This window comes from Parasaccharibacter sp. TMW2.1882, from assembly GCF_023337635.1.
Lineage (GTDB): Bacteria > Pseudomonadota > Alphaproteobacteria > Acetobacterales > Acetobacteraceae > Bombella > Bombella apis.
Genome location: NZ_NWUT01000001.1, coordinates 55,528 through 79,120 on the forward strand (window position 1 = coordinate 55,528; position 23,593 = coordinate 79,120).

Consider the following 23,593-nt stretch of genomic DNA (forward strand, 5'->3'; position numbering starts at 1 on the left):
TTCAGTCCTCCCCGCAGAGGCTGCGGGCCAGTGTGGCAAAGGCCGTTCCCCGTTCCTCGAAATTGCGGAACTGGTCAAAACTGGCACAGGCCGGGGACAGGAGTATGGGCATGGCCTCGTGTGTCCGGGCATGGTCCCAGGCGGCCCGTGTTGCCTGCTCCAGCGTTCCGCTGATCTCGAAAGGAACATCATGGGCTGTCAGGGTTCTGGCCAGCAATGGGGCATCCTGCCCGATGAGGAAGGCACGGCGCACATGGCCGAACAGTGGTGCCAGACTGTCGATTCCTCCTTCTTTGGCCATGCCTCCGGCAATCCAGAGGCTTTTGGGGAAGGCTTTTAGTGCATGGTAGCTGGCTTCCGCATTTGTGGCCTTGCTGTCGTTGATGAAGCTGATTCCATCAGCCTGCGCCACGAGCTGGAGGCGGTGGTCCAGCCCGGTGAAGCTTCTGATGCCCTCGGCAATCTGTTCCTCGGAGAGGCCAAGATGGCGGGCGATGGCCCGGCAGGTCTCTATGTTCTGGGCATTGTGCTGTCCAGGCAGAAAGGGGGCGTCTGTTTCTGGAACAGGCTGGGTGATCGAGAGTGTCCGTACCGTCACGCCCTGCCGCTCAAGCCGCTGGTGCAGTCCGTCCGCCCAGGAGGCCTTTTCGCCCAGAATGGCAAGGTCGCCTGCGGTCATGTTGTCAAAGACATGCGCCTTGGCATCCAGATAGCCCTGCATGGAGCCGTGCCTGTCCAGATGGTCCGGTGTCAGGTTGAGCAGGGCAGCGGCACAGGCGTGATAGTCCTTCAGCCGTTCCAGCATGTAGGACGACATTTCAATGACATAGACGCCGTCATCCCCCAGAGCGGGCAGGGCGAGAGAGGCCGTGCCAAAATTGCCGCCACAGCAGGCCGGGATGCCGGCCTGTGTGAGAATGTGGGTCAGCAGGGCCGTGGTCGTGGATTTGCCATTTGTACCCGTGATGGAGACGAACCGCGCGCGTGATCCTGCCTTGCGAGCCACCTGCCAGAGCAGTTCTGCATCGGAGAGGATCGGCACATGCTGCTCCCGTGCCAGCAGGGCAGCAGGGTGTGGCCGGGGCAGATGGTGCGGGATGCCCGGCGAGAGGATCAGGGCATCCATGCCGGTGAGGTCAGTCAGGGGCGCCAGTGTCAGGCGGGGATGTGAGGACAGGGGAGCTGGGAGCTCCGGCCTGCTGTCATCCCAGGCCTGTACGGTTGCTCCCATGTCCAGCAGGGCCTGCACGACGGCAGCACCGTTGCGGCCCAGCCCGCAGACAGCATGATGCTGACCGGTCAGGAGCGTTGCAGGCCATTTCTGGGGGGGAGGAAAGGGCAGGACAGTCATCAGCGCAGCTTCAGTGTGGCCAGACCACACAGCCCCAGAATGATGGCAATGATCCAGAAACGGACGACAATTTTCGGCTCCTGCCAGCCTTTCTTTTCAAAATGATGGTGCAGCGGTGCCATGAGGAAGATGCGTTTCCCCGTGCGGCGGAACCAGAAGACCTGGATGATGACGGAGATCGTTTCCACCACGAACAGGCCCCCCACGAGGCAGAGCACCAGCTCATGCTTCACAGCCACGGCCACGGCCCCCAGGGCACCGCCCAGTGCCAGAGACCCGGTGTCTCCCATGAAGACCTCTGCCGGTGGAGCATTGAACCAGAGAAAACCCAGTCCGGCTCCGATCAGGGCGGCGCAGAAGATGCTCAGCTCCCCCGTGCCGGGAACATGATGGAGCTGGAGATAGTCGGCAAAGACATGGTTGCCGACCAGATAGGCGATCAGGGCGAAGACGAGGGCGGCGATGATGGAGGGCACCGTGGCCAGCCCGTCCAGCCCGTCCGTCAGGTTCACGGCATTGCCGAAACCCGTGATCGTCACCATGGCGAAGAGCGGGAAAATGTAGCCCAGATGCAGCACGAAGGTCTTGGCGAAAGGAAAGGCCACGGCATTGCGCAGGTCCGGTGGTGTCAGGGCTTCCATGGCAATCCCGGCAAGGCATGAGATCAGGAATTCCCCGCCCAGCCGTATTTTTTTGGAAACCCCTTTGCTGTTGCCCTTGGCCAGTTTGAGATAGTCATCCGCAAAGCCTATGGCGCCAAACCCCAGGGTCGTGAGGAGAACAGCCCAGACAAACCCGTCAAACAGGTCCGCCCAGAGGAGGGTGGAGCAGGTCAGGGAAAACAGGATGAGACCACCGCCCATGGTGGGGGTACCGGCTTTCTCCAGTATATGCCGTTCCGGCCCGAGGGTCCGTATGGGCTGCCCTTGCCGCTGGATGCGTTTGAGCTGGGCAATGAAGGGCTTGCCGAGCAGCAGGGAGATCACCAGCGCTGTCAGGCAGGCGCATCCGGCCCGGAAGGTCATGTAATGCAGCAGGTTGAGAAGGCCGCCATGGGAGGAAGAAGGTGCAGCAAGAAGGTTGAAGAGCATCAGGCGGACTCTGGGGCGTGTGTGGTGGTGGACATGGGCTGCTCCAGCAGCGCAATGAGGGCACGCATGTTACTGCCCAGGCTTCCCTTCACGAGCAGCACATCCCCTTTTTGCAGGGCAGGGTGCAGCAGGGAGGCAAGCTGGACTGAATTTTCAGCATATCCTCCCTGTAGGGAAGGAGGAAGGGCCTCGTAAAGGGATTTCATGTGCGGGCCGCAACAGAATGTCAGAATGTCATGCTTCATTAATGGTTCAGCCAGAGCCCGGTGTTCGGCTTCGGCAAACTGGCCCAGCTCCCTGATGTCGCCCAGGGCGGCCAGATGGCGTCTGGCGGGCATGAGGGCGAGCGTGTCCAGGGCTGCACGGACACTGGGGCCGGAGGCATTGTAGCTCTCATCCAGCAGGGTGATGCCGCCGGGCAACAGGCGCTGCTGGCCCCGTCCGGCTTCCGGCTGGAAATGGCGCAGGGCCTCGGCTCCGGCTTTCGGGTCCAGCCCCAGCGCAGCGATGGCCCCAAGAGCCAATGCGGCATTGCGGGCCAGATGGGGGCCGGGGGCCGCCAGCCTCACGTCGGTGTCGCCCCGTGGTGTGGTCAGATGGAACTGGCTGCCGTCTGCCGTGCAGGTGAGGTCTGTTATCCGGATGGTGGCGCTGGTTGTCACGCCTGCCTGCCAGAGCGAAACACCTGTCGGCAGGGCCTGTTTCAGGCGGGCAAGTCCCTGTGAGGCCTCCGGGCAGAGGGCCGTGCCGGATGACGGAAGGGCGGCAAAGAGGGCCGCCTTTTCGTCCGCAATGGCGTCGATGCTGCCCATATGCCCCAGATGGGCGCTGCCAATGGTGGTTATGAGGCCAATATCCGGGCGTATCTGGGCGGCGAGCGGGGCGATCTCGCCGGGGTGGTTCATGCCCACCTCGCTGATGCAGAAGGCGGCTTCTTCTGGCAGGCGGGCGAGTGTCAGAGGCACGCCCCAGTGGTTGTTGAAGGACGCCACGGAAGCATGGACCTGCCCGTAAGGTGCAAGAGCCGTGGCCAGCATGTTCTTGGTGGTTGTTTTTCCCACGCTGCCTGTAACGGCGATGACCCTGCCGCTGAACTGTGCCCGCCTGTAGCGGCCCAGAGCTTCCAGCCCTTGCATGGTGTCATCGACCTTCAACAGGCGGGGATCATCCGTCAGACCGGCCGTGCTGATGGCGGCCTCATCATGGGCCATCACGCAGCTGGCTCCAGCCTCCAGGGCCTGCCTCAGATAGCGGTGTCCGTCTGAATTATGGCCGATCAGGGCGATGAAGAGGTCACCGTGTTTCAGGGTGCGGGTATCGATGCAGACGCCGTGGACCTTCACGTCACCGGCAAGCTGCCCTCCCGTGGCGGCCTGAAGGTCCTTGCGGGTCCAGAGGATGGTTGTATCGGGCATCAGGCAAGCTCCCTGGCGAGTGCGGCCGTGATGGTACGGTCATCGAACGGATGTATTTCCCCCTTGATGATCTGGCCTGTTTCATGCCCTTTCCCGGCGATGAGTAGGACATCGCCTTTCTTCAGACCTTCCAGAGCGGTACGGATGGCCTGCCGACGGTCGCCAATTTCTTGTGCCTGCGGGGCTGTGGCGAGAATTTCGGCCCGGATGGTGGCCGGGTCCTCGCTGCGGGGGTTGTCATCCGTGATGATGACTTCATCGGCCAGATGGGCGGCGATCTGTCCCATGAGAGGGCGCTTGCCCCTGTCACGGTCCCCGCCCGCACCGAAGACCACGACCAGCCGCCCGCTGGTGTGGGGACGCAGGCTGAGCAGGACGTGCTCCAGCGCATCCGGCGTGTGAGCATAATCCACGTAGGCGCAGGCTCCATTTGGCAGGTGGGCGACCGGCTCACAACGGCCGGGCACGTCCTTCAGGTGCGGCAGGAGGGCAATGATGGATTCAGCTTCTTCATCCCGTTCCCAGCAGAGGGCGGCAGCCAGCAGGGCATTTTCTGCCTGAAAACGTCCCGGGAGTGGAAAGTGGAGTGCGGGCAGGGTACGGCCATGCAGCTGGAGTGTCAGGTCCATGCCCTGCGGGGTGGGTGTGGCCTCAAGAATTCGGATGGTCTCGCCTGTTGTGCCAATCGTGCGGAGGTCCAGTTTCCGGCGGGTGGCAATGTCACGGAGGGCCTCTCTGCTTTCGGCATCCATGTCGCTGTTGATGACGGCCCGGCCCCCTTCGGGCAGCAGCGTTTCAAAGAGATGCAGCTTGGCCTGCCGGTAGGCTTCCAGCGTGTGGTGATAGTCCAGATGGTCTCGGGTCAGGTTGGAAAAAGCGGCGGCCGTGATGGCAACGCCGTCCAGCCGGTGCTGCTGGAGGCCATGGGATGAGGCCTCCAGCGCTACATGGGTGATGCCATGCACCTGCAGGGCTGCCAGAGTGTTGGCAAGGGTGACGGCATCCGGTGTGGTCAGGGGGGGGAGTGATGGCAATGCCACGTCACTGATGAGCCCCAGAGTACCGAGGCTTGCAGCCTTCTGGTGACGCAGCTGGCAGAGCTGGCGGAAGAAATCTGCCGTGCTGCTTTTGCCGTTTGTTCCCGTGATGGCGGCAATATGGTCAGGCTGGGCCCCTGCCAGCAGTGCAGCAGACCGGGCCAGGAAACGGGCCGGGTCGGGCAGGGTGATGATGAGGGCCGTGTGGCCGTTTTCCGTCTGCTCTGGCAGATGATGCTGGCCTGGGGAAGCGGCGAGGACGATTGCGGCGGCCCCTTCTGCGATGGCCAGAGGAATGAAGGTCCGTCCGTCCTGTTTCGTGCCCTTCAGCGCCACGAAGAGGCAGCCGGGGCGAGCTTCCCGGCTATCGGCGGTGATGCTGGAAATGTCCGGGTCTCTGGTGAGGTCTCTGGCAAGACCATGATGGCGGAGCAGGGAGGACAGTTTCATGACGGAGACCTTTGAGAAGGGGCGGTGAGGGTTCAGTGGCTGTGATGGGCCCCGTGTTTGGTGGCCAGTCGGTTGACGGTGACAGCCCCGGGGTCATTGCCCGGGCCGAGTGGATGGCGGACACCGGGGGGGACGGGCGGAGAGAGAGACAGGGCGAGCTGGTCGTCAACCTGCTGGGCTTTGGTCGGCTCCAGCGGGAAGAGGCCCAGCATGGGGGCGGTGCGTGTCACGATTCTGGAAAATGTCGGAGCAGCAATCCAGCCAGCAGTCGTCCAGCCATGTGTTTCTGCCGTCCCTTGTGGGGCATCCAGCATGACATAAAGGGCATATTTGGGATCATTCATAGGGAACATGCCTGTAAAGGCCGTGATGTTGACATGTTTCAGATACCCCCCGTGGGCGCCGATCTTTTCTGCTGTCCCGGTCTTTCCACCAACGATGTAGCCGGGGCTTTCCGCTTTTTTCCCGATGCCCTTGGTAACGACGAGGCGCAGGATTCGGCGGAGCAGCTCTGAATTCTTGGTGGAGATCAGATGCGGCCCCTTCTGCTCTTCCGCCATGACGACATCATCATTGAGATGCTCACGGGCCAGCAGGGTGGGTGTGACAAGATACCCCCCGTTGCCGGTACAGGCGGTCCCGCGGACAATGGCCAGCGGCGATTCTGCCACGCCATGGCCAAAGCCGACCGTCATGACCGTGGTTTCGCCCCAATTCTTGAGGGACGGGACCAGCGGGCGTCCTGCCTCGGGCAGCTCAACGGGAACACGGTCCAGAAATCCCATGTTTTTCAGCCATTCATGCTGGCGGTCCCGCCCGACATCCAAGGCGATATGGGCTGAGGCCGGGTTGGAGGAATAGGCCATGACAGAGGGCAGCGCCAGCCATGGGGCGAAGTGGTCCGTCTTGAGGTCGGAAATCTTGAAGCGGCCGACATGGATGGGAATGGTGGAGAACTGGTCCCAGGGGTGGGCCACGCCAAGCTCCAACGCCATGGCGGCTGTCTGAAGTTTGAAGGTGGACCCTGGTTCATACATGCCGGTAACGGCCCGGTTGAATCGGGCATCGTCTGCCGCATGGGCAAAATCGTTGGCGTCATAATCGGGGAGACTGACCATGGCCAGGATTTCCCCGGTATGGACGTCCATCAGGATGGCGGAAGCCCCTATGGCCCGGAAACGCAGCTTGGCGTCATTCAGCTCGTCCCGCACGGCAGCCTGCACGCGGGCATCGATGGAAAGACGGAGCGGTGCATGGTCTCCCAGAAGGCGCTGGTTGAAGAATTTTTCCACCCCGGCAATGCCATGATTGTCAATGTCAACGCTACCAAGGATCTGCGCTGCCACGTTCCCCAGAGGATAATGGCGCTGCTCGCCATTTTCGAAATAGATGCCGGGGATGCCAAGATTGTTGATGGCCAGCTCGTCTGTCGGGGCGATGTTGCGGGCGAGGTAGACGAACTGTTTTTTCTGTTTCAGGCGGCGGATGGTCTCTGCCATGTTGAGGTTGGGCAGGATCGTATGGAGGCTTCGGGCAACATCTTCAGGCTCGATGATTTCCATGGGATTGGCATAGACCTGCACGACAGGCAGCGACAGTGCCAGAGGCTGCCCATTCCGGTCCACGATGCTGGCCCGTCTGATGTTGGGCAGGACGAACCCATTGCCTGCCATGGCTTTGGGGTCCGGATGGGGGATGTCCGGTATGGTGCTGCCGACCTGGTTGGGCAGAGGGGCCATGGGGGCCAGAATGGTTGCAAACAGCGCCTTTATGGCCACGCCACCATAAAGGAACAGGAAACCCATGCCGAGATAGACCAGCCTGTTGCGGCTTTTTTCCAGCCAGCTCATGGGGTTTCGTCTGCGTTCGTCCCACCGGGCCCACAGACGTCTCAACAGGGACGGCTTTCCGGGTGGCCCGTCCTTATGGTCTGATCCAGGCTGGTTGGTCTTGCGGGACGGTCTGGAGGCCATGGGGCACGGGCTCGGCATAGGAAAGGAAGGAACACAGGCGGAAGCCGCCAGAGGGTCAGTCTGTCAGAGGAACAGGGGGCGGAAGGGGGGCAGGCTCGTCTGCCGGGGCCGAGACTGTGTGGATTCCGCCCATGTGGCCGTGCTTGGCAGACTGGTGGACAGGGTGCCAGGCCACATCCTCCGTGGGTTCGCTGCGGGAATGGTCGGGCACGGCATGGGCCTTCCTGCGGGTCTGGCCCGTCGTACTATCCGCCGGGGCATGGAGACGATGCCGGGGCATGGCGTCTCCATCCGACCCGCTCAGGAGTGCCAGGCTTCGCTCAAGCTGGCGGTCTGCTTCACCCGTGTCATCCTTGTGGATGCGAGGATGGGAGGGTCTGCGTTCTGCGTGGTCGGTACTGGCCACGACATCACGTACTGGCCGGGGCGTTGTGGCAGGCGCCGCCGTGGCCTGATGTGCCGGGGCCGTGAGGGATGCCAGCTCTCTCTGGGCCTGTCCCCGGCCCGGGGCCATGGGGATGATGCGATGATCAATGGCGGGAAGACGCTTCCGCAGGTCTACCAGCTGCACGAACTGCGTGGGGTCGACCTGGCTCATCTCCGGCAGAACCCGCTGCGCCAGGGCGCTGAGCCGGTCCGGCTGGTTCAGCAGGGCCCACTGGGTGCGCAGAATGGCTGTCTGCTGCTGGATGCGGCGGGTATCTTCAATGGTTTTCCTGATATCCTGGTTTAGTACGAGGGTTTCATGCTTCTTCGTGTAGAGGAAGAGGCCGGAACCAGCCGCCATGACGGCACAGAGCAGGGTGACAAAACGGATCATGCGGAAGCTCCATGAGCGGGAAGGCGTCGCAGGGCACGCAGGCGTGCGCTGCGGGAGCGGGGGTTGAGATTCAGTTCCTGATCGGACGGTGTACGGGGCCGTGTATGCAGGAGTTCAAAAGACGGGGCTTCTGTCTGCTGCATGGCAAGAGGGGTATGACGGGATGGACCAGCCATGCGGCCAGCCAGCCGGGCGAGGGCCCGTTTCGTCATGCGGTCCTCCAGCGAATGGAAGGTCACGATGCAGAAGATGCCGCCCGGTGCGAGGAGGCCCGGTGCGGTTTCCAGCGTACGTTCCAGTTCGCCCAGCTCATCATTCACGGCAATGCGGATCGCCTGGAAACTGCGGGTAGCAGGGTCGAAATTGGGACGTTCTTTCGGGACGGCTTTGCGGATGATGTCGGCCAGCTGCCCCGTCGTCTGGATCGGGCCGCTCTGGCGGGCCTCGATGATGGCCCGGGCGACACGGCGGGAGCGGCGTTCTTCTCCATAATGGTAGAGGATGTCGGCGAGAGCCTGCTCTTTCTCACCATTGACGATATCCGCCGCACTCAGGCCATCGGTGCTCATGCGCATGTCCAGCGGGCCATCATGACGGAAGGAAAATCCCCGCTCTTCCTGATCCAGCTGGAAGGAGGACACGCCGAGATCCAGCACGATCCCATTGAAGGGACCATGATGACCGGCCAGCTCTTTCATGGCGCTGAAGGTTCCCTGGTGGAGATGCAGCCGCCCCTCCGAGGCTGCCACGAGAGGCTGCCCGCGTTTTATGGCATCGGGGTCACGGTCAATCGCATGGACAGTGCAGGAGGCCGAGCGGAGCAGGGCCCGGCTGTAGCCACCCCCGCCGAAGGTGCCATCCAGATACACGCCTCCATCCTGCGGGGCCAGTGTGTCCAGCACTTCTGGCAGCATGACAGGGAAGTGTCCCTCCCGCTGCATGTCCTCAGCAATCTGATGGGCGTGGGTCACGGTGCGGTCTTCTCCCTGTTTTCGGAGCGTTTACGCTGGCCGAGTTCCCGTGTGCGGCTGCGAGCCTGCCTGCGGCGTTCTTCGGCAAGGCTGGGATTCCATATCTGGAACACACGCCCCAGCCCCATGAAGCTGACATCATCTTCCAGTCCGGCATGGTCTTTCAGGGAGCGGGGGAGGCTGACACGGCCTTCCCTGTCGCAGTCCAGCGGGTAGGCATCGGCATAGAGGCTGGTCGCCAGGTCATCATGGTCGGCCGAGAAGGGATCATACTCATCAAGAGCGCCGGAAAAAGCGAAAAAGGCAGAGGCGGACCAGCATTCCAGGCAGTCATGAAGGTGGGATGGCCTGATGATCATCAGGGCCTCTCCGGGGCGGGCCTGTTCCCGCAGGGCATTCCGGAATGGTGAGGGAATGGAAATGCGTCCTTTGGCATCAACACGGCTGGCATGGGTACCGAGAAACATGGTCATGGTCTGCAATGTCCCTCCTTCCCTGCCTGCCATGGTGGACACATGTCCGCACCTTCATAGTGGGATTTCATGGGGTATCATGGGATTTTATGGGACGTCAAAGTTTTATTATAAAAAATGGCACAGGGATGCGGTTTTATTGTGTAGATATGGGCAGGGGTGTCTTTTTGTTAATAAAGTAAATAATTGGTATATTCTTCATTGCCACCATGGAAGCGGGGCAGGTGGGCAGAATGGCTGGAAGAGGATGGCAGTGAAGAGGCCTGGCCCTGTACGTCAGCCTTGTGTGTCGGAGCGTCATGAAGGCTCTGGTTGCAGTATCCAGATGCCGTTTTCTGGGGGGCTTGCAGTAATGTAAGGGGCCAGATGGTCTGTAAGCCGGGTTCTGTCCTGCCTCATACATGGTGAGGCGGGGCGATCATTCCTCTGGGATGTGTTTTGCAACACACCTCACGCAACCAACCCGAATGACAGGGCAGGACCCCTCAGCCACGGATGTGGCCCGTCATTCCTATTCGGTCTTGCTCCCGGTGGGGTTTACCATGACCGCCGCTGTTGCCAGCCGCGCGGTGCGCTCTTACCGCACCGTTTCACCCTTGTCCGCATTTTCCCACCATGACGGGGAGAAAACCGGCGGACGGTACTGTTTCTGTGGCACTGTCCCTGGGGTCACCCCCGCCGGCCGTTAGCCGGCACCGTCTTCCTGTGGAGCCCGGACTTTCCTCCATGTCCCGCAGGGGACACAGCGATCGCCCGACCATCTGGCTGGGGGCGTTATGCCGCTTGCCGTGTGGCGGGTCAAGCGGCGGTGGCAGGGAGGCCCGTTCAGGGGGTGAGGGGATGATACATGTCAGGTGAACCGGCGTCGGTCATGATGCTCTGGCCAGCACGGTCTACCCGGACATGGAAGAGAAGCTCTGCTGATGGCGTGTCGCCGGGGCAGCCATTCCCATGCCGTCCCAGGACGTCGATCGTGGGGGTGTTCACACTGCCATCACCATTGACGACCATGACAAGGCAGCGTCGGGGCAGAGGGGTCAGCCTCTTGCGGGTGATGATGGTCCGCAGATGTTCGACAAGGGCGGTATTATCGAACCAGCTCAGCTTGCTGAAGGTGAACTGGTCATAGAGGTTGTCCAGCACACCAGTCCTGACGAACAGGAACATGAGCAGGAAGGTCGGGACCAGCACGACAAGCCGTCGGATGATGTGCTGCTTCAGGGAGCGGGGTGGCCTCGGGCGGCGGCGGCCGAGACGGGGAGGGGTGGTTGGTTCGGTCATGATGGGTCTGCCCCGTGGTCATGGTGGAGACTGCGATGCCTGAACAGGCAAAACCGCCCTGCCGGCAGGGGCAGGGCGGTCTGTGAAGCCGTATGCGGATAGGCCGGTCCTGATCCGGGTAGGATCAGTCTGCCATGTCCTCGTGCCAGGCATCGCCCGTCGTGGCGATGAAGCGGCGTGCTTCTTCCGGCCCGTAGGACCCGGCGGCGTAATGGGCCATCGGAACCTTGTTGGCGGCCCATGTTTTCAGTGTCGGTTCGACCCATGCCCATGCGGCTTCCACTTCATCACGACGGATGAAGAGGGCCGGATAGCCACGGACGGCATCCAGCATGAGGCGCTCGTAGGAATCCGGAATGAGGGAGCCGTCGGCCGGAGCGAATTTGCCGGACATGGTGCCGTGCTGAAGCTCAAACCCGGCGGCAGAAGGGTTCTTGATGTTCAGGGCCAGCCCGAAACCTTCATCCGGCTGGAGGCGGATGACCAGGCGGTTGGTGGCGGCAGAGGTGCCAAACAGGGCGGAAGCAGACTTCCGGAACGTCACCACGACTTCGCTCACCTTTTTGGTCGAACGCTTGGCTGTGCGGATGTAGAAAGGAACATCCTTCCAGCGTGGTGTATCGACATAGGCCCGCATGACGGCGTAGGTCTCGGTGTGGCTGTCTTCGCCCAGCTCTTCCAGATAGCCCGGAACGGGTTTGCCGTTCATGTCCCCTTTGACGTACTGGGCACGGACCGTCTCGCTGGCCACCTTGTCCTCCGGGATGGGACGCAGGGCCTTCAGAACGTTCACCTTGGCATCACGGACAGTATCTGCCTCAAGGTTAGCCGGGGCTTCCATGGCGCAGAGGCTGAGGACCTGGAGCAGATGGTTCTGGATCATGTCCCGCAGGGCCCCGGATGTGTCGTAATAGGCAGCACGGCCTTCCACGCCCACGGTTTCGGCGGCGGTGATCTGGATGCTCTGGATGTGCTCGGCAGACCAGACGGCGCTGAAGAGCGGATTGGCAAAGCGCAGGGCGATGATGTCCTGCACGGTTTCCTTGCCCAGATAATGGTCGATGCGGAAAATCTGCCCTTCTTCGAAGAAGCGGCTCACACCGTCATTGATGGCTCTGGCGGAGGCACTGTCTGTACCGATTGGTTTTTCCAGCACGACACGGGAGTGCGGGGTGATGAAACCGAAACGGTGGAGGTTTTCGCTGATGGCCTCGAAGAGCTGCGGGGCTGTGGAATAATAGAAGACACGGATGCGGTCGGCCGGTGACTGGTCCAGAACAGCCTTCAGCTCATCCCAGTTATGGTCGCTTTTCGTGCCGTCCAGCGTGACGTAATGAATTTTCTTGAGGAAACGCTCGATCAGCGCCTCATCCCTGTGCTGGGCGGGGAGGAAGGTTTCCAGAGCCTCACGGGCACGGGTGATGTAGTCCTCGCGGGACAGTGAGGAGCGGGCAGTCCCGATGATGCGGGCTTCTTCTGGAACATGTCCGATGCGGAGCTGGTTGTAGAGAGCTGGAAGCAGTTTGCGCATCGTCAGATCGCCCGTGGCGCCGAAGATGACGTAGTCAAACGGTGCGGTCTGCTGAGAGTGGGCCATGGTGAGGCGTACCTTTTCTGTCTGGAAACTCGGGTGAGGCATCAGTCTGCCTCCGGTCTTGTTTCTGACCTCCTTTTAGAGCCTGTCCGATGTCCCGTTCAAGCCATAACAGGATGGATGGAAGAGCGGCCGGGAGCGGGGGCGTGCTTCAGGTCATGCAGGTAGGGCGGCAGGTGGCAGGATGCTGCGGAAGGACGTGACGGCAGAGGATTGGGCCTTATGTAATGGCATGTTCACATTTGCGTTTTTCCGTCTTTGTGGCTTTTCTGGCAGTGAATATGGGCTGTCTGTCATTCATATGGGCGGGAAGGGGAAGTGCCTTTCCGCTGGATGGTATTGACCACGGCCATGAGGGAGCGATAAGCCGCCCAGAAGAACCGGCATCCGGGCAGATTTGAGGAGTATGGTGTATGGATATGGGAAATGGTGATGAAGGTGCCGTGACAGGCGGCATTGCGGTTGATCGTCTGCGGTCCATTATTGACCGTGTCGAACGTCTGGAAGAAGAGCGCAAGGCACTTGGGTCTGACATCCGCGATGTGTTCACGGAGGCAAAATCGGCCGGGTTTGATGTCAAGGTCATCAAACAGCTGATCAAGCTGCGCAAGCAGGAGCCTGCCGAGGTGGAGGAGCAGGAGACCCTGCTGGACATCTACCGCCGTGCGCTGGGCATGTAAGCAGATCACGTCTCTGACGTATGGAGAAAAGAGAGCCTTTCCCTTCTGGTTCCTGCGGCCAGAGGGGGAAGGCTTTTTTGCGTGTCTGATGGTCAGTCGGGGAGCGTCAGATGGGTTTTGCAGGCCTGCTGGAGGACTGTGATGAAGTGATGGATGAGCGGTGGCTGCTCCCCCGTCCGTATGCCGATGGCCAGCGTGGCATGAGGGGCGGGGCGGGCGATCCTGTGGAAGGTCACGCCGCCTGTATGGAGCTGGTGGAGCGACTGGGGAACGATGGAGACCCCCAGCCCGGCAGCCACAAGTGGGATGGTCCCGGCAATCTGGGGGGCCTGTTGCCCGAGGGATGGGGTAACACCGGCGTCCCGGTAGGCCGCCAGGATGGCATCAAAGAAGCCTGGCCCCAGCTCACGGGGGAAGATGATGAGTGGTTCCGCCGCCAGACGGCTGAGATGTATTTCCGGCAGGCTGGTGAAGGGGTGGCCTTTGGGCAGGGCGATCAATGTTGGCTCATCCAGCAGGGGGATGACCTTCACGTTGGCCTGATCTGGCACGGGAGGGCGCAGGATCGTGATGTCCATGCGATAGGAGAGCAGGGCTTCGCAGAGGGCGGGAGTATTGCTTTCTTCCAGGGACAGGGTCACGCCCGGTGCAATTGTGCTGAACTGCCGGATGGCAAAGGGGATGCTGGGCAGCAGCGGTACGGCTCCGGCCAGCCCGATGCGGAGGTGGCCTTTCTTGCCCTGGGCCAGCCCGTGGGCATCTTCAATGAACTGGCGGCGCAGGTCGAGGATCAGCCGTGCATGGGGCAGGAGGGTCAGCCCGGCTTCTGTCAGGCTTACCCCACGAGGCTGGCGGCGAAAGAGTGACACGCCCAGAGAGCTCTCCAGGCGACGGATCTGCTGGCTGAGTGGTGGCTGTTCCATGCCCAGTTTTTCAGCCGCTTTGGTGATGTTGCCGGTTTCGGCGATGGTGACGAAATAGCGGAAATGTCGGATATCCATGACCCATATATAAAATGTATGGAGACAATGGGAACTATATATTTGTCTGAATTCATCTCCTGCCTTACAGAAAGGACCATTCACAACACAGGGGGCAATATGACTCGACCTTCAGGTGTAAAGCCAAACCGTCTTTTCCAGACATCCACGATGGCAGCTCTGCTGGACGCTGTTTACGATGGTGAAATGACGTTGGGTGAGCTGGTCCAGCATGGTGATTTCGGCCTGGGGACGTTCGATGCCCTGGATGGCGAAATGATTGTGACGGAAGGTGAGGTCCGCCAGTTCCGCTCCGAGGGGATTGCCTCCGGTACGACAGCGGATATGAAAACGCCTTTCGCCTGTGTGACCTATTTCGAGCCGGAAAAGACGGTCACCATCGACCGGCCGATGGGTAAAGAGGAGTTCGAGGAGCTTGTCGACGGGCTGATCGACAATCCCAATCTTTTCGGGGCTGTCCGTTTTACGGGTGAGTTCGAGAAGGTCGATACCCGGACCGTTTTCTGCCAGCACAAGCCCTATCCGGGGATGCTGGAAGTGGTGGCCAAGCAGCCTACCTTCAGCATGGGAGAGATTAGCGGGGTGATGCTGGGTTTCCGTACGCCGCCCTACATGCAGGGGATCAATGTGGCAGGGTATCACCTCCATGTTCTCAGCGATGACCGCAAGCATGGCGGCCATGTGACGAATTATCGTGTGAAATCCGGCAAGCTGGAAGTTGCCCGCATGTCCGATCTGGAGATTTCTCTGCCGAAGACGGAAGAATTTGCCAAGGCAGACCTTCAGCCCGCTGGCCTGCATGAGGCCATCCGCACGGCAGAGGGTGGCTGAGGGGCCGGTCGCTCTCTTCGGTCACATTATGATTACACGGCCCGTCTGGTATTTTCAGGGCGGGCATGATCAGGAAAAAACATCATGACACAGAAAAAATCTCACAAGGCAGCACAGACAGCCGCCGATCTGATCGTCCGCAATCTTGAGGCTCATGGCGTTGATCACATTGTTGGCATCCCGGGTGCCAAGATCGACCGTCTTTTCGAGGCGCTGGAAGACTCTCCCATTCGTACGATCGTTGCCCGGCATGAGCAGAATGCCGTCTTCATGGCCGGAGGTATCGGCCGCATCACGGGGCGGGCTGGTGTGGCCATTGCCACATCAGGCCCGGGTGTGTCCAATCTGGCAACGGGTCTGGCCACGGCAACGTCCGAAGGTGACCCGGTACTGACGATCGGTGGAGCTGTCGGTCGTGCCGACCTGCTGAAGCTGACCCATCAGAGCATGGATACGGTCAGCATGCTGCGCCCGGTGACGAAGTACAGCGCCGAGATCGGTGCTCCAGCGGCCACGTCGGAGGTCATCGGCAATGCGTTCCGTGCGGCTGAGAGCCCCCGGCAGGGTGGCGTGTTTGTCAGCGTACCGATGGATGTCCTGAATTCCGAGATCACGGAAGATTATCCGGTGATGGGCAACCGTAATGCCGTCAAGGCCGGTCCTGCACCGGAAGACGTCATCAAGGAGGCTGCCGCTGCCCTGAAGAAGGCCAAGAAGCCGGTCGTCCTGCTGGGCATGAAGGCCAGCAAGCCGGAGAATGCCGAGGCCATCCGTGCTTTCGTCAAGCAGACGAACCTTCCGGTTGTTGGTACCTATCAGGCTGCTGGCGCTGTTTCCAAGGATCTGGTCTCCCGTTTCGGTGGCCGTGTCGGTCTCTTCCACAACCAGTATGGTGATTACCTGCTGGATGAGGCTGATCTGGTCGTGGCCATCGGTTACAACCCGATCGAATATGATCCGTGCCTGTGGAACAGGAAATCAGCCCGCCCGATCATCAATATCGATGTTGTTCCGGCCCAGCTGGACAATGCTTTCAATCCCGAGATCGAGCTGATCGGCTCCATCGCCCTGAGCGTGCAGCACCTGACCAGGGAGACAGGCGCCCTGACATCCGGCGCTGCGCTGGACAAGATTCTGGAGGTTTATCGTGCCTCCCAGAAATCTGCCTTTGCCAAGGCCAAGAGCACCCAGCAGGGGATGCTCCATCCGCTTGAGATCATCAAGGTGATGGAAGATTTCGTGGCGCAGGACATCACGATCTGTCTGGACATGGGGTCCTTCCACATCTGGCATGCCCGTTTCCTTGAGGTCTTCCGTGCCCGCCAGATGCTGATCAGCAATGGCCAGCAGACGATGGGCGTGGCTCTCCCATGGGCCATGTCTGCCAGCATCGTGAACCCGGCCCAGAAGGTCATTTCCGTCTCCGGTGACGGCAGCTTCATGATGTCCTCCATGGACCTTGAGACCGCCGTTCGCCTGAAGAGCAACCTGATCCACATCATCTGGGTGGACCAGCACTTCAACATGGTCCGTATTCAGGAAGAGAAGAAGTACGGGCGTGATGCTGCCGTGGCCTTCGGCCCGATCGACTTTGCTGCTTTTGCCCGTTCTTTTGGCGCCAAGGGCATCAACGTCAATAGTGTGGACAGCCTGAGGGCTGCCCTGCGTGAAGGAATGGAAACGCAGGGACCGGTGGTCATCGCCGTGCCGGTTGATTATGCCGACAACCCGGCCCTGATGAACCCTCTGCCGGAGCTGAGCAAATAAGATAGCTCGCACTTCTGCTGAAGCAGAAGGGTGGATGAGGAGAGGGGCGTCATGGACGCCCCTTTTTTCTGAGGGTTATCCAATTAATTGATAATAAGTATCATTTAAAAAATTGTATTTCTTCTATTTAAATGAGATTTTTTGCAGTAGAGATTGTCAGTCACGTTTTGTTTTATTGTTGAGTGGGTGATATTTTTTTATAATCACCCATTATGAAGATAGGTTTATTCATTCCCTGTTACATGGATGCCTTCTATCCCCAGACGGGTATTGCCACGCTGGAATTGCTGGAAAAGCTGGGGCAGGAAGTTGAGTATCCCATGGACCAGACCTGTTGTGGTCAGCCCATGGCGAATTCCGGGTGCAACCGTGATGCCAAAGAGACGGAAGCTCTCTTTATCCGTAATTTCTCGAAATATGATGTGATTGTCTCCCCCTCAGGGAGTTGCGTGCATCATATCCGGGACAATTTTGATGCCATTGAGCAGACGGATGAGGTCCGGCATGTGCGCAAGAACACATATGAGCTTGTCGAGTTCATTCATGATGTTCTGAAGGTGCGTGAATTCCCGTGGGCGGAGTTCCCTCACAAGGTTGGGCTGCATAACAGCTGCGCCACATTGCGGTCCCTGCGGACGGCCAGCATGTCCGAGCTGGGCGAGCCTTTTTTCTCCAAACCCAAGACCCTTCTTTCCGCCGTGAAGGGCATTTCCTTTGCTGCACCACGACGCCCGGATGAATGTTGTGGCTTCGGTGGCACCTATTCCGTGACGGAAGAGGCCGTCTCTGCCCGCATGGGGTTGGACAAGGTGACGGATCATCATGATGCCGGTGCGGAGTATATCGTCTCTGCCGACACGTCCTGCATGATGCACCAGCAGGGCTGCGCCGAGCGCAATGGCGTGCCCATCCGCTTCATCCATATTGCTGAAATTCTGAATGGAGCGAGGGCATGAGCAACAGACCGGTCCCTCACGCCAAACTGGCGGCGGAGTTTCTGGAGGATGAGCCGCATCGTCACTTTCATGATGAACGCTTGTGGGACATGCGCCAGAAGCGTGACGAGCAGATGCACATCATGCCGGAATGGCAGGAGCTGCGGGAGCAGGCATCCCGGCTGAAGGAACATACGCTGGCCCATCTGCCCCAGTATCTGGAGCAGTTTGAGGAGAATGCCCGCCGCAATGGCATCCATGTCCACTGGGCCAGGGATGGTGCGGAACATAATCGCATCGTGGAGAAGATTCTCAAGGATCACGGCCACTCATCCATCATCAAGAGCAAGTCGATGATTACCGATGAGTGCGAGATGCGGGAGTATCTGGAGCCAAAGGGCGTCAGCGTGACGGAGACGGACCTTGGCGAACGTATCCAGCAGCTGGACAACCAGCTGCCCAGCCATGTGGTCGTTCCGGCTGTCCAGAAGCTGACAACGGATGTGGCAAAGACCTTTGCCAAATATTACAATACCGACCCGAACATTGATGACCCGCACGCTCTGGCGGAGGCGCAGCGCAATGCGGCCCGTCCGGTCCTGCTGAGTGGCGATACGGGCATGACGGGAGGCAACTTCCTTGTGGCGGAGACGGGCAGCTTTGTCGTCTGCACCAATGAGGGGAATGCGGACCTCAGTGCCAATCTGCCCAACCTGCATATTGCTACGCTGGGGATTGAACGTCTGGTCCCCCGCATGGCGGACCTTGGCGTGTTCATCCGCCTTCTGTCCCGCAGTGCGCTCGGCTCACCGATCACCCAGTACACGACCCATTTCCGCAGGCCGAAGAAGGGCGGGGAGATGCATGTCATCCTCGTGGATAATGGTCGGTCCGAACGGCTGGGGATGGATGATTTCTGGACCTCTCTGAAGTGCATCCGCTGTGGGGCTTGCATGAATACCTGCCCGGTCTATCGCCGGTCTGGTGGGCAGTCTTACGGGTCCGTCTATTCCGGGCCGATCGGGGCGATCATTGACCCGACCTTCAACGCCAGAAAATTCAGCACGCTGCCCTTCGCCTCCACGATGAATGGAAGCTGTACCAATGTCTGTCCGGTCAAGATCGACATCCACGAGCAGCTCTATAAATGGCGGCGTGTTCTGGCAGAACGGCATGAAATTCCGTTCGTCAAACGGGAGATCATGAAGATGGCGGGGCGGCTGCTGGCCCAGCCGGCCATGTACCGTCTGGCCATCAGCGGGACGGAGGTTGCCCTGAAGACCATGCCCCGTTTCGTGCTGTACAATTATCTGAATCCGTGGGGCAAACATCGGGAGCTGCCTCATCCGGTGAAGGAGACATTCCACAGCTGGTACAAGAGAAACCGTCTGAACAGGACCAAGGCACAGCATGAGGAGACACAGGCATGAGTGACGAGACGATGAGTGCCCGTGATGTCATCATGCAGCGTCTGAAGGAAAAAAAGTCTCCGCAGGAAGGGGCCTATCCGCTGCCGCCTGTCGTGACATTGGGGGATCAGGACGCCAGCCCGGAACGGTTCGAGGCCAGTCTGGCCCTGATGGGCGGCAGGATGCTGCCTTTGCAGGATGGAGAAGGGATTGAGCAGGCGATCAAGCGGGCTTTCCCGGAACTGCGCAACCTCTGCACTGCCGTGCCAGAGGTAGAAGGGACGCTGCGGATTGAAGACCTGGAAACGCACGAACAGGCCGACAAGGTTGATGTCATGGTCGTGCGGGCTGCTTTTGGTGTGGCGGAAACTGGTGGCGTCTTCCTGAGCGAGGTGGAGCTGAAAGACCATCTGGCCGATGTCCACCTGGCGCAGCATCTGATCGTTCTGCTCTCGAAGAATGAGCTGGTGGGCAACATGCACAATGCCTATCAGCAACGTTCCGAGTTTCGGACGGCAGGCTATGGCGTGCTGATGAGCGGCCCTTCCGCCACGGCGGACATTCAAGGCGTCCTGATCCGTGGGGCGCAGGGTGTGAGGAGCCTGTCTGTCATCTGGGCCTGACGGCTTCCGGGAACAGGATACAGAAAAGGCCGTGCGATACTATGTCGCACGGCCCTTTTTATTGGGGGGACTTAGAGACCTTCGTTGCGGGAGGCCGTTACACGGTCCTGAAGATGGCGCAGCAGTTCCGGCAGGCCGTCCCGGCTGACGCCTGAAAGTAGGTGAACTTCTGCACCAGAAGCAGCTTCTAGAGCAGCCTTTCGCTCCTCGATTTCTTCCGGCAGCAGGGCGTCACATTTGTTCAGGACGAGAACCTCCGGCTTGGCTGCCAGCCCCTCATCATAGGCCTTCAGTTCCTTACGGATCAGCTTCCAGTTCTGGACGAAGTTTTCATCCGTCCCATCAACCAGATGGATCAGAACGGCACAGCGTTCCACATGGCCGAGGAAGCGGTCACCCAGACCCGTTCCTTCGCTGGCACCTTCAATGAGGCCGGGAATGTCGGCAATGACGAATTCTTCCACGGCATTGAGGCGCACGACGCCAAGCTGTGGATGCAGGGTCGTGAAGGGATAGTCCGCAATCTTGGGGCGGGCACGGGAGGCCACCGAGAGCAGGGTGGACTTGCCCGCATTGGGCAGGCCGACAAGCCCGACATCGGCAATCAGCTTCAGCCGGAGCCAGACCCAGCGTTCCTCCCCGGGGAAGCCCTTGTCGGCCCGGCGTGGGGCACGGTTGGTGCTGCTCTTGTAATGGGCGTTGCCCAGGCCACCATCGCCACCCTGACAGAGCAGGACGGTCTTGTTTTCCTCATCAAGGTCCGCCAGCAGGGTCTCACGGTCTTCATCGAAGATCTGCGTGCCGATGGGAACATCAATAATGACGTCCTCAGCACCCGCCCCGGTTCTGTTGGAGCCAGCCCCGTTGCCACCCTTGCGGGCACGGAAGTGCTGCGTATAGCGGAAGTCGATCAGCGTGTTGAGGCTCGGCACGGCACGGAAATAGATGTGGCCACCCCGGCCACCGTCACCGCCATCCGGCCCACCGAATTCGATGTATTTTTCCCGGCGGAAGGCGACAACGCCATCTCCTCCATCACCGGAGCGGACATAGATTTTGGCTTGGTCAAGAAACTTCATGGGAAGGCCGCCACAGCAAGGGGGAGGGGAAAGGGACAGGAAGAAAAAAGGCCGGCACCATTGATGGTAGCCGACCCTTCTTCATGCTCTGTGCCCGTCAGGGCAGGCAGAGTGCGTTATTCGGCAGCTTCTGCCAGGGCAACGGAAACGTGCACCTTGCCACCAGCACGACGCTGGAAGCGCACGCGGCCATCAACCAGTGAGAAGAGGGTGTGGTCACGCCCCATGCCAACGTTCTCACCCGGGTGCACCTTGGTGCCACGCTGACGGATGATGATGTTGCCGGCGATGACGCTCTGGCCACCGAACTTCTTCACACCAAGACGGCGGCCCGCACTGTCGCGTCCGTTACGGCTGGAACCACCTGCTTTTTTTTGTGCCATGACTGTGTCTCCTTAGGAACGGGCGAAATTACGCAGCGTTGATTGCGGTAATGCGCAGAACGGTGACCGGCTGACGATGGCCGTTCTTGCGACGGCTGTTCTGACGGCGGCGTTTCTTGAAGATGATGACGGTCGGCAGACGGTCCTGTGCGACGACCTCGGCGGTCACGCTGGCACCCTCGACCAGAGGGGCACCGATCTTCGTGCCAGCCTCACCACCGACCATCAGAACGTCGGAGAAGGTGACTGTGCTGCCAGCCTCGGCATCCAGCTTCTCAACCTTCAGGATGGCGTCCTTGGCGACGCGGTACTGTTTCCCGCCCGTGCGGATGACTGCAAACATGCAAAACTCTCTTTATGTTACCGAAGCCTCTGGCCGTATTCCTTCCTTTCTGCGAAGGGAGGATGGCCTGCTCGCTTTTTGTCATTGGTTCAGACAGTGCCCCGCCAGCAGCGGAAAACCGTAGGAACAGAGGGGTTCTGTACTGCTTTTCTCCTGCACCGTCAATAAAAAAGCAGGATTTGTGGCGGGCAGGCGGGATGGAAGAGGGCTGCCTCTTGCCAATCCTGTAAAATCCCGCCATAACACCGGCCATCAGCTGGTGATGGTGGGCGCTGCCCCTGTTCCATTCCAGTTCCCCGGAGAGGTGCCAGAGTGGTCGATTGGGGCGGTCTCGAAAACCGTTGAGCGTGCAAGCGTTCCGAGGGTTCGAATCCCTCTCTCTCCGCCATGATGATTGTTCCCTTTGCATGTAAACTTTCGGTGCCGGGCGTTGTTCACCGGCAGGCTGGCCTGTGGCCTGATAGCCCGTTAGTTTGATACCCCGTAAGATATGGACTGCCTCCTTCAGACTGGTTTACGGAGGTCATGGTCCCAAACCGGGGCCTTTGGGAGAGAACAACATGCAGATGTCCGAACTGATGGTCGGCACCGTCATCATTGTCATCGTGGCGTTTCTGGCGGCCGGGTTGGGGTATCTGCTGGCCATGAGGCGGGCCGGGTTGAAGATATCTGATCTTGCCATGCAGGTCCGGCAGATGGAGGTGGCTTTCCAGCAGGCCAGTGACCGGAATGACAGGGACGGAGCGGAGCTTGTCCAGCTCAGGAACAGGCTTCATGACACGGAGCTTGCGGAGAATACAGCCCGCACGCAGCTGCGCAATGCCCATGAGACGGTCCAGCGGCTGGATGCGGCCTTGACGGAACGGGGCGGACAGTATGAGGCCCTCCTCCAGAAATATGGCATGCTGGAAAAAGAGCATGTGGAAATCAGAACAACGCTGGAGCGGAAAGAGGAACATTTTCGGGAGCAGATGCAGCAGCTTGGCGAGGCCAGGCAGTCGCTGGGGAAAGAGTTCGAAAATCTGGCCAACAGGATATTCGAGGAAAAAGGTAAGAGCTTCGCTGATGCCAGTCAGGTCAGTCTGTTGTCCATGCTGAAGCCGTTCCGGGAGCAGATCGAAGGGTTTCAGAAGCGGGTCAATGAGGTGCATGATGCGTCCCTCCAGGGGAACAGCACCCTCAATGCGGAGATCAGGAAGGTTCTGGAGATCGGCCTGAAGATGAGTCAGGAGGCCACCAACCTGACATCAGCCCTGAAGGGGGATTCCCAGCAGCGTGGTGCCTGGGGGGAGGCGCAGCTTCGCCGGACCCTAGAGATGAGCGGTCTTGTGGAAGAAGCCCATTATGAGGTCCAGAGTTCCTTCCGGGATGCGGAGGGGCGGCAGAAGCAGACGGACTATCTGATCCGGCTGCCCGAAGGCAAACACATCATCATCGACAGCAAGGTGTCACTGAATGCCTATGACCGGGCTGTGGCGGCGGAGAGCCAGACGGAGCACGAGGCCGCTCTCAGGGAGCATGTGAAATCCGTCCGCCGGCACATGGATGATCTGGCCTCCAAGGATTACACGAACCTGATCGGGATGCGCAGTCCCGGTTTTGTCCTCATGTTCATGCCGATCGAGCCGGCCTACATCAGTGCCCTGAAAGCAGACCGGGACCTGTTTGACTATGGGTACAGGAAGGGCATCGTGCTGGTGTCCCACACGACACTCATTCCCATCCTGCGGACGGTCGCCAATCTGTGGATGATCGAACGGAGCCACCGGGAAGCCCGTGAGATCAGCGAGAGGGCGGGGGACATCTACAATTCGGTATGCCTTGTGGCCGAAAGGTTGAATAAGCTGGGTGGAAGTCTGAACACGGCAAGTAACCATTACAACAGTGCCGTCAGGGCCTTGGCCGGGCAGCAGGGGCTGTATGGCCGGGTGGACCGTTTCAGGCAGCTTTCAGCCAAGGTCAGCAAAAATCTGCCCCGGCTGGAGGCGGCTCATATGGATTTTGAAACGGAACGTCTGGGCCTGATAGTGGAGCCAGTGGAAGATGATACCGGACAGCCGGTACCAGTGACCGGTCCCTGAACACG

The 23,593-nt window shown here is 60.0% G+C and carries 21 protein-coding genes, 1 tRNA gene and 1 other RNA gene; 8 read left to right on the forward strand and 15 right to left on the reverse strand.

Annotated elements, in window-relative coordinates; translation table 11 throughout:
* Position 1 precedes the first annotated feature (1 nt).
* From murD to zwf, 11 genes are all read right to left on the reverse strand, one after another.
* Positions 2-1,351: a UDP-N-acetylmuramoyl-L-alanine--D-glutamate ligase gene (gene murD, locus CO583_RS00300; protein WP_248630537.1), complete on the reverse strand. Its 1,350-nt coding sequence runs from the start codon at positions 1,349-1,351 to the stop codon at positions 2-4.
* Positions 1,351-2,442 carry a phospho-N-acetylmuramoyl-pentapeptide-transferase gene (gene mraY, locus CO583_RS00305; RefSeq protein ID WP_043559842.1) on the reverse strand — a complete coding sequence of 364 codons (1,092 nt, stop codon included), beginning with the start codon at positions 2,440-2,442 and terminating at the stop codon, positions 1,351-1,353. The genes murD and mraY overlap by 1 nt, the downstream gene beginning before the upstream one ends.
* Entirely contained in the window at positions 2,442-3,857 is a 1,416-nt protein-coding gene (gene murF, locus CO583_RS00310) for a UDP-N-acetylmuramoyl-tripeptide--D-alanyl-D-alanine ligase (protein ID WP_248630536.1), read from the reverse strand. The genes mraY and murF overlap by 1 nt, the downstream gene beginning before the upstream one ends.
* Positions 3,857-5,344 (reverse strand): UDP-N-acetylmuramoyl-L-alanyl-D-glutamate--2,6-diaminopimelate ligase, encoded by a 1,488-nt coding sequence (locus CO583_RS00315; RefSeq protein ID WP_248630535.1) that lies wholly within the window; start codon positions 5,342-5,344, stop codon positions 3,857-3,859. Before CO583_RS00315 ends, murF begins: the two co-directional genes overlap by 1 nt.
* Before the next feature lie 32 nt (positions 5,345-5,376).
* Positions 5,377-7,317, reverse strand: coding sequence for a penicillin-binding protein 2 (locus CO583_RS00320; RefSeq protein ID WP_086431535.1), 1,941 nt, complete (start codon positions 7,315-7,317; stop codon positions 5,377-5,379).
* Positions 7,318-7,372: 55 nt separating this feature from the next.
* Positions 7,373-8,137 (reverse strand): hypothetical protein, encoded by a 765-nt coding sequence (locus CO583_RS00325; protein ID WP_248630534.1) that lies wholly within the window; start codon positions 8,135-8,137, stop codon positions 7,373-7,375.
* On the reverse strand, positions 8,134-9,078 hold the full coding sequence (gene rsmH, locus CO583_RS00330; protein WP_043561073.1) for a 16S rRNA (cytosine(1402)-N(4))-methyltransferase RsmH: 945 nt from the start codon (positions 9,076-9,078) through the stop codon (positions 8,134-8,136). Before rsmH ends, CO583_RS00325 begins: the two co-directional genes overlap by 4 nt.
* A gap of 26 nt (positions 9,079-9,104) precedes the next feature.
* Entirely contained in the window at positions 9,105-9,581 is a 477-nt protein-coding gene (gene mraZ / locus CO583_RS00335; protein WP_043561075.1) for a division/cell wall cluster transcriptional repressor MraZ, read from the reverse strand.
* 358 nt (positions 9,582-9,939) lie between these two features.
* Positions 9,940-10,346: RNase P RNA component class A (gene rnpB / locus CO583_RS00340), an RNA gene on the reverse strand.
* Positions 10,347-10,406: 60 nt separating this feature from the next.
* Positions 10,407-10,862, reverse strand: a complete 456-nt coding sequence (locus CO583_RS00345) for a hypothetical protein (RefSeq protein ID WP_227449713.1) — start codon at positions 10,860-10,862, stop codon at positions 10,407-10,409.
* Between the two features lie 124 nt (positions 10,863-10,986).
* Complete coding sequence (gene zwf / locus CO583_RS00350; RefSeq protein ID WP_248630533.1) at positions 10,987-12,459, reverse strand: glucose-6-phosphate dehydrogenase; 1,473 nt, start codon at positions 12,457-12,459, stop codon at positions 10,987-10,989.
* Positions 12,460-12,869: 410 nt separating this feature from the next.
* Here zwf and CO583_RS00355 point away from each other — a divergent pair, with 410 nt between their 5' ends.
* Positions 12,870-13,136, forward strand: coding sequence for a DUF2312 domain-containing protein (locus CO583_RS00355; RefSeq protein WP_043559853.1), 267 nt, complete (start codon positions 12,870-12,872; stop codon positions 13,134-13,136).
* A 92-nt stretch (positions 13,137-13,228) separates the two neighbouring features.
* On the opposite strand, the gene CO583_RS00360 is transcribed toward CO583_RS00355, so the two are convergent.
* The gene (locus tag CO583_RS00360; RefSeq protein WP_043559855.1) at positions 13,229-14,137 is read right to left on the reverse strand and encodes a LysR family transcriptional regulator; all 909 of its coding nucleotides are present in this window, start codon (positions 14,135-14,137) and stop codon (positions 13,229-13,231) included.
* A 99-nt stretch (positions 14,138-14,236) separates the two neighbouring features.
* On the opposite strand from CO583_RS00360, the gene budA reads away from it, so the two are divergent.
* The 5 genes from budA to CO583_RS00385 all read left to right on the forward strand — a co-directional run bounded on the left by budA (position 14,237) and on the right by CO583_RS00385 (position 19,702).
* The gene (gene budA, locus CO583_RS00365) at positions 14,237-14,968 is read left to right on the forward strand and encodes an acetolactate decarboxylase (protein ID WP_043559857.1); all 732 of its coding nucleotides are present in this window, start codon (positions 14,237-14,239) and stop codon (positions 14,966-14,968) included.
* 84 nt (positions 14,969-15,052) lie between these two features.
* Complete coding sequence (alsS, locus tag CO583_RS00370; RefSeq protein ID WP_086441735.1) at positions 15,053-16,735, forward strand: acetolactate synthase AlsS; 1,683 nt, start codon at positions 15,053-15,055, stop codon at positions 16,733-16,735.
* A gap of 212 nt (positions 16,736-16,947) precedes the next feature.
* The gene (locus CO583_RS00375; RefSeq protein ID WP_043559860.1) at positions 16,948-17,691 is read left to right on the forward strand and encodes a (Fe-S)-binding protein; all 744 of its coding nucleotides are present in this window, start codon (positions 16,948-16,950) and stop codon (positions 17,689-17,691) included.
* Positions 17,688-19,100, forward strand: coding sequence for a lactate utilization protein B (locus CO583_RS00380; protein WP_248630532.1), 1,413 nt, complete (start codon positions 17,688-17,690; stop codon positions 19,098-19,100). The genes CO583_RS00375 and CO583_RS00380 overlap by 4 nt, the downstream gene beginning before the upstream one ends.
* 11 nt (positions 19,101-19,111) lie before the next feature.
* Positions 19,112-19,702, forward strand: coding sequence for an LUD domain-containing protein (locus CO583_RS00385; protein ID WP_086431532.1), 591 nt, complete (start codon positions 19,112-19,114; stop codon positions 19,700-19,702).
* Positions 19,703-19,773: 71 nt separating this feature from the next.
* Here the strand turns inward: CO583_RS00385 and obgE are convergent, their stop codons facing one another.
* The 3 genes from obgE to rplU all read right to left on the reverse strand — a co-directional run bounded on the left by obgE (position 19,774) and on the right by rplU (position 21,507).
* Entirely contained in the window at positions 19,774-20,781 is a 1,008-nt protein-coding gene (gene obgE / locus CO583_RS00390; protein WP_248630531.1) for a GTPase ObgE, read from the reverse strand.
* 116 nt (positions 20,782-20,897) lie between these two features.
* On the reverse strand, positions 20,898-21,164 hold the full coding sequence (rpmA, locus tag CO583_RS00395) for a 50S ribosomal protein L27 (protein WP_043559867.1): 267 nt from the start codon (positions 21,162-21,164) through the stop codon (positions 20,898-20,900).
* A gap of 28 nt (positions 21,165-21,192) precedes the next feature.
* Complete coding sequence (rplU, locus tag CO583_RS00400; protein ID WP_043559869.1) at positions 21,193-21,507, reverse strand: 50S ribosomal protein L21; 315 nt, start codon at positions 21,505-21,507, stop codon at positions 21,193-21,195.
* A gap of 298 nt (positions 21,508-21,805) precedes the next feature.
* Between rplU and CO583_RS00405 the strand changes: the two genes are divergently transcribed.
* Together CO583_RS00405 and rmuC are read left to right on the forward strand one after the other, a co-directional pair.
* Positions 21,806-21,895, forward strand: a tRNA-Ser gene (locus tag CO583_RS00405).
* 178 nt (positions 21,896-22,073) lie between these two features.
* Complete coding sequence (gene rmuC, locus CO583_RS00410; protein ID WP_249102950.1) at positions 22,074-23,588, forward strand: DNA recombination protein RmuC; 1,515 nt, start codon at positions 22,074-22,076, stop codon at positions 23,586-23,588.
* The last annotated feature ends 5 nt before the right edge of the window (positions 23,589-23,593 follow it).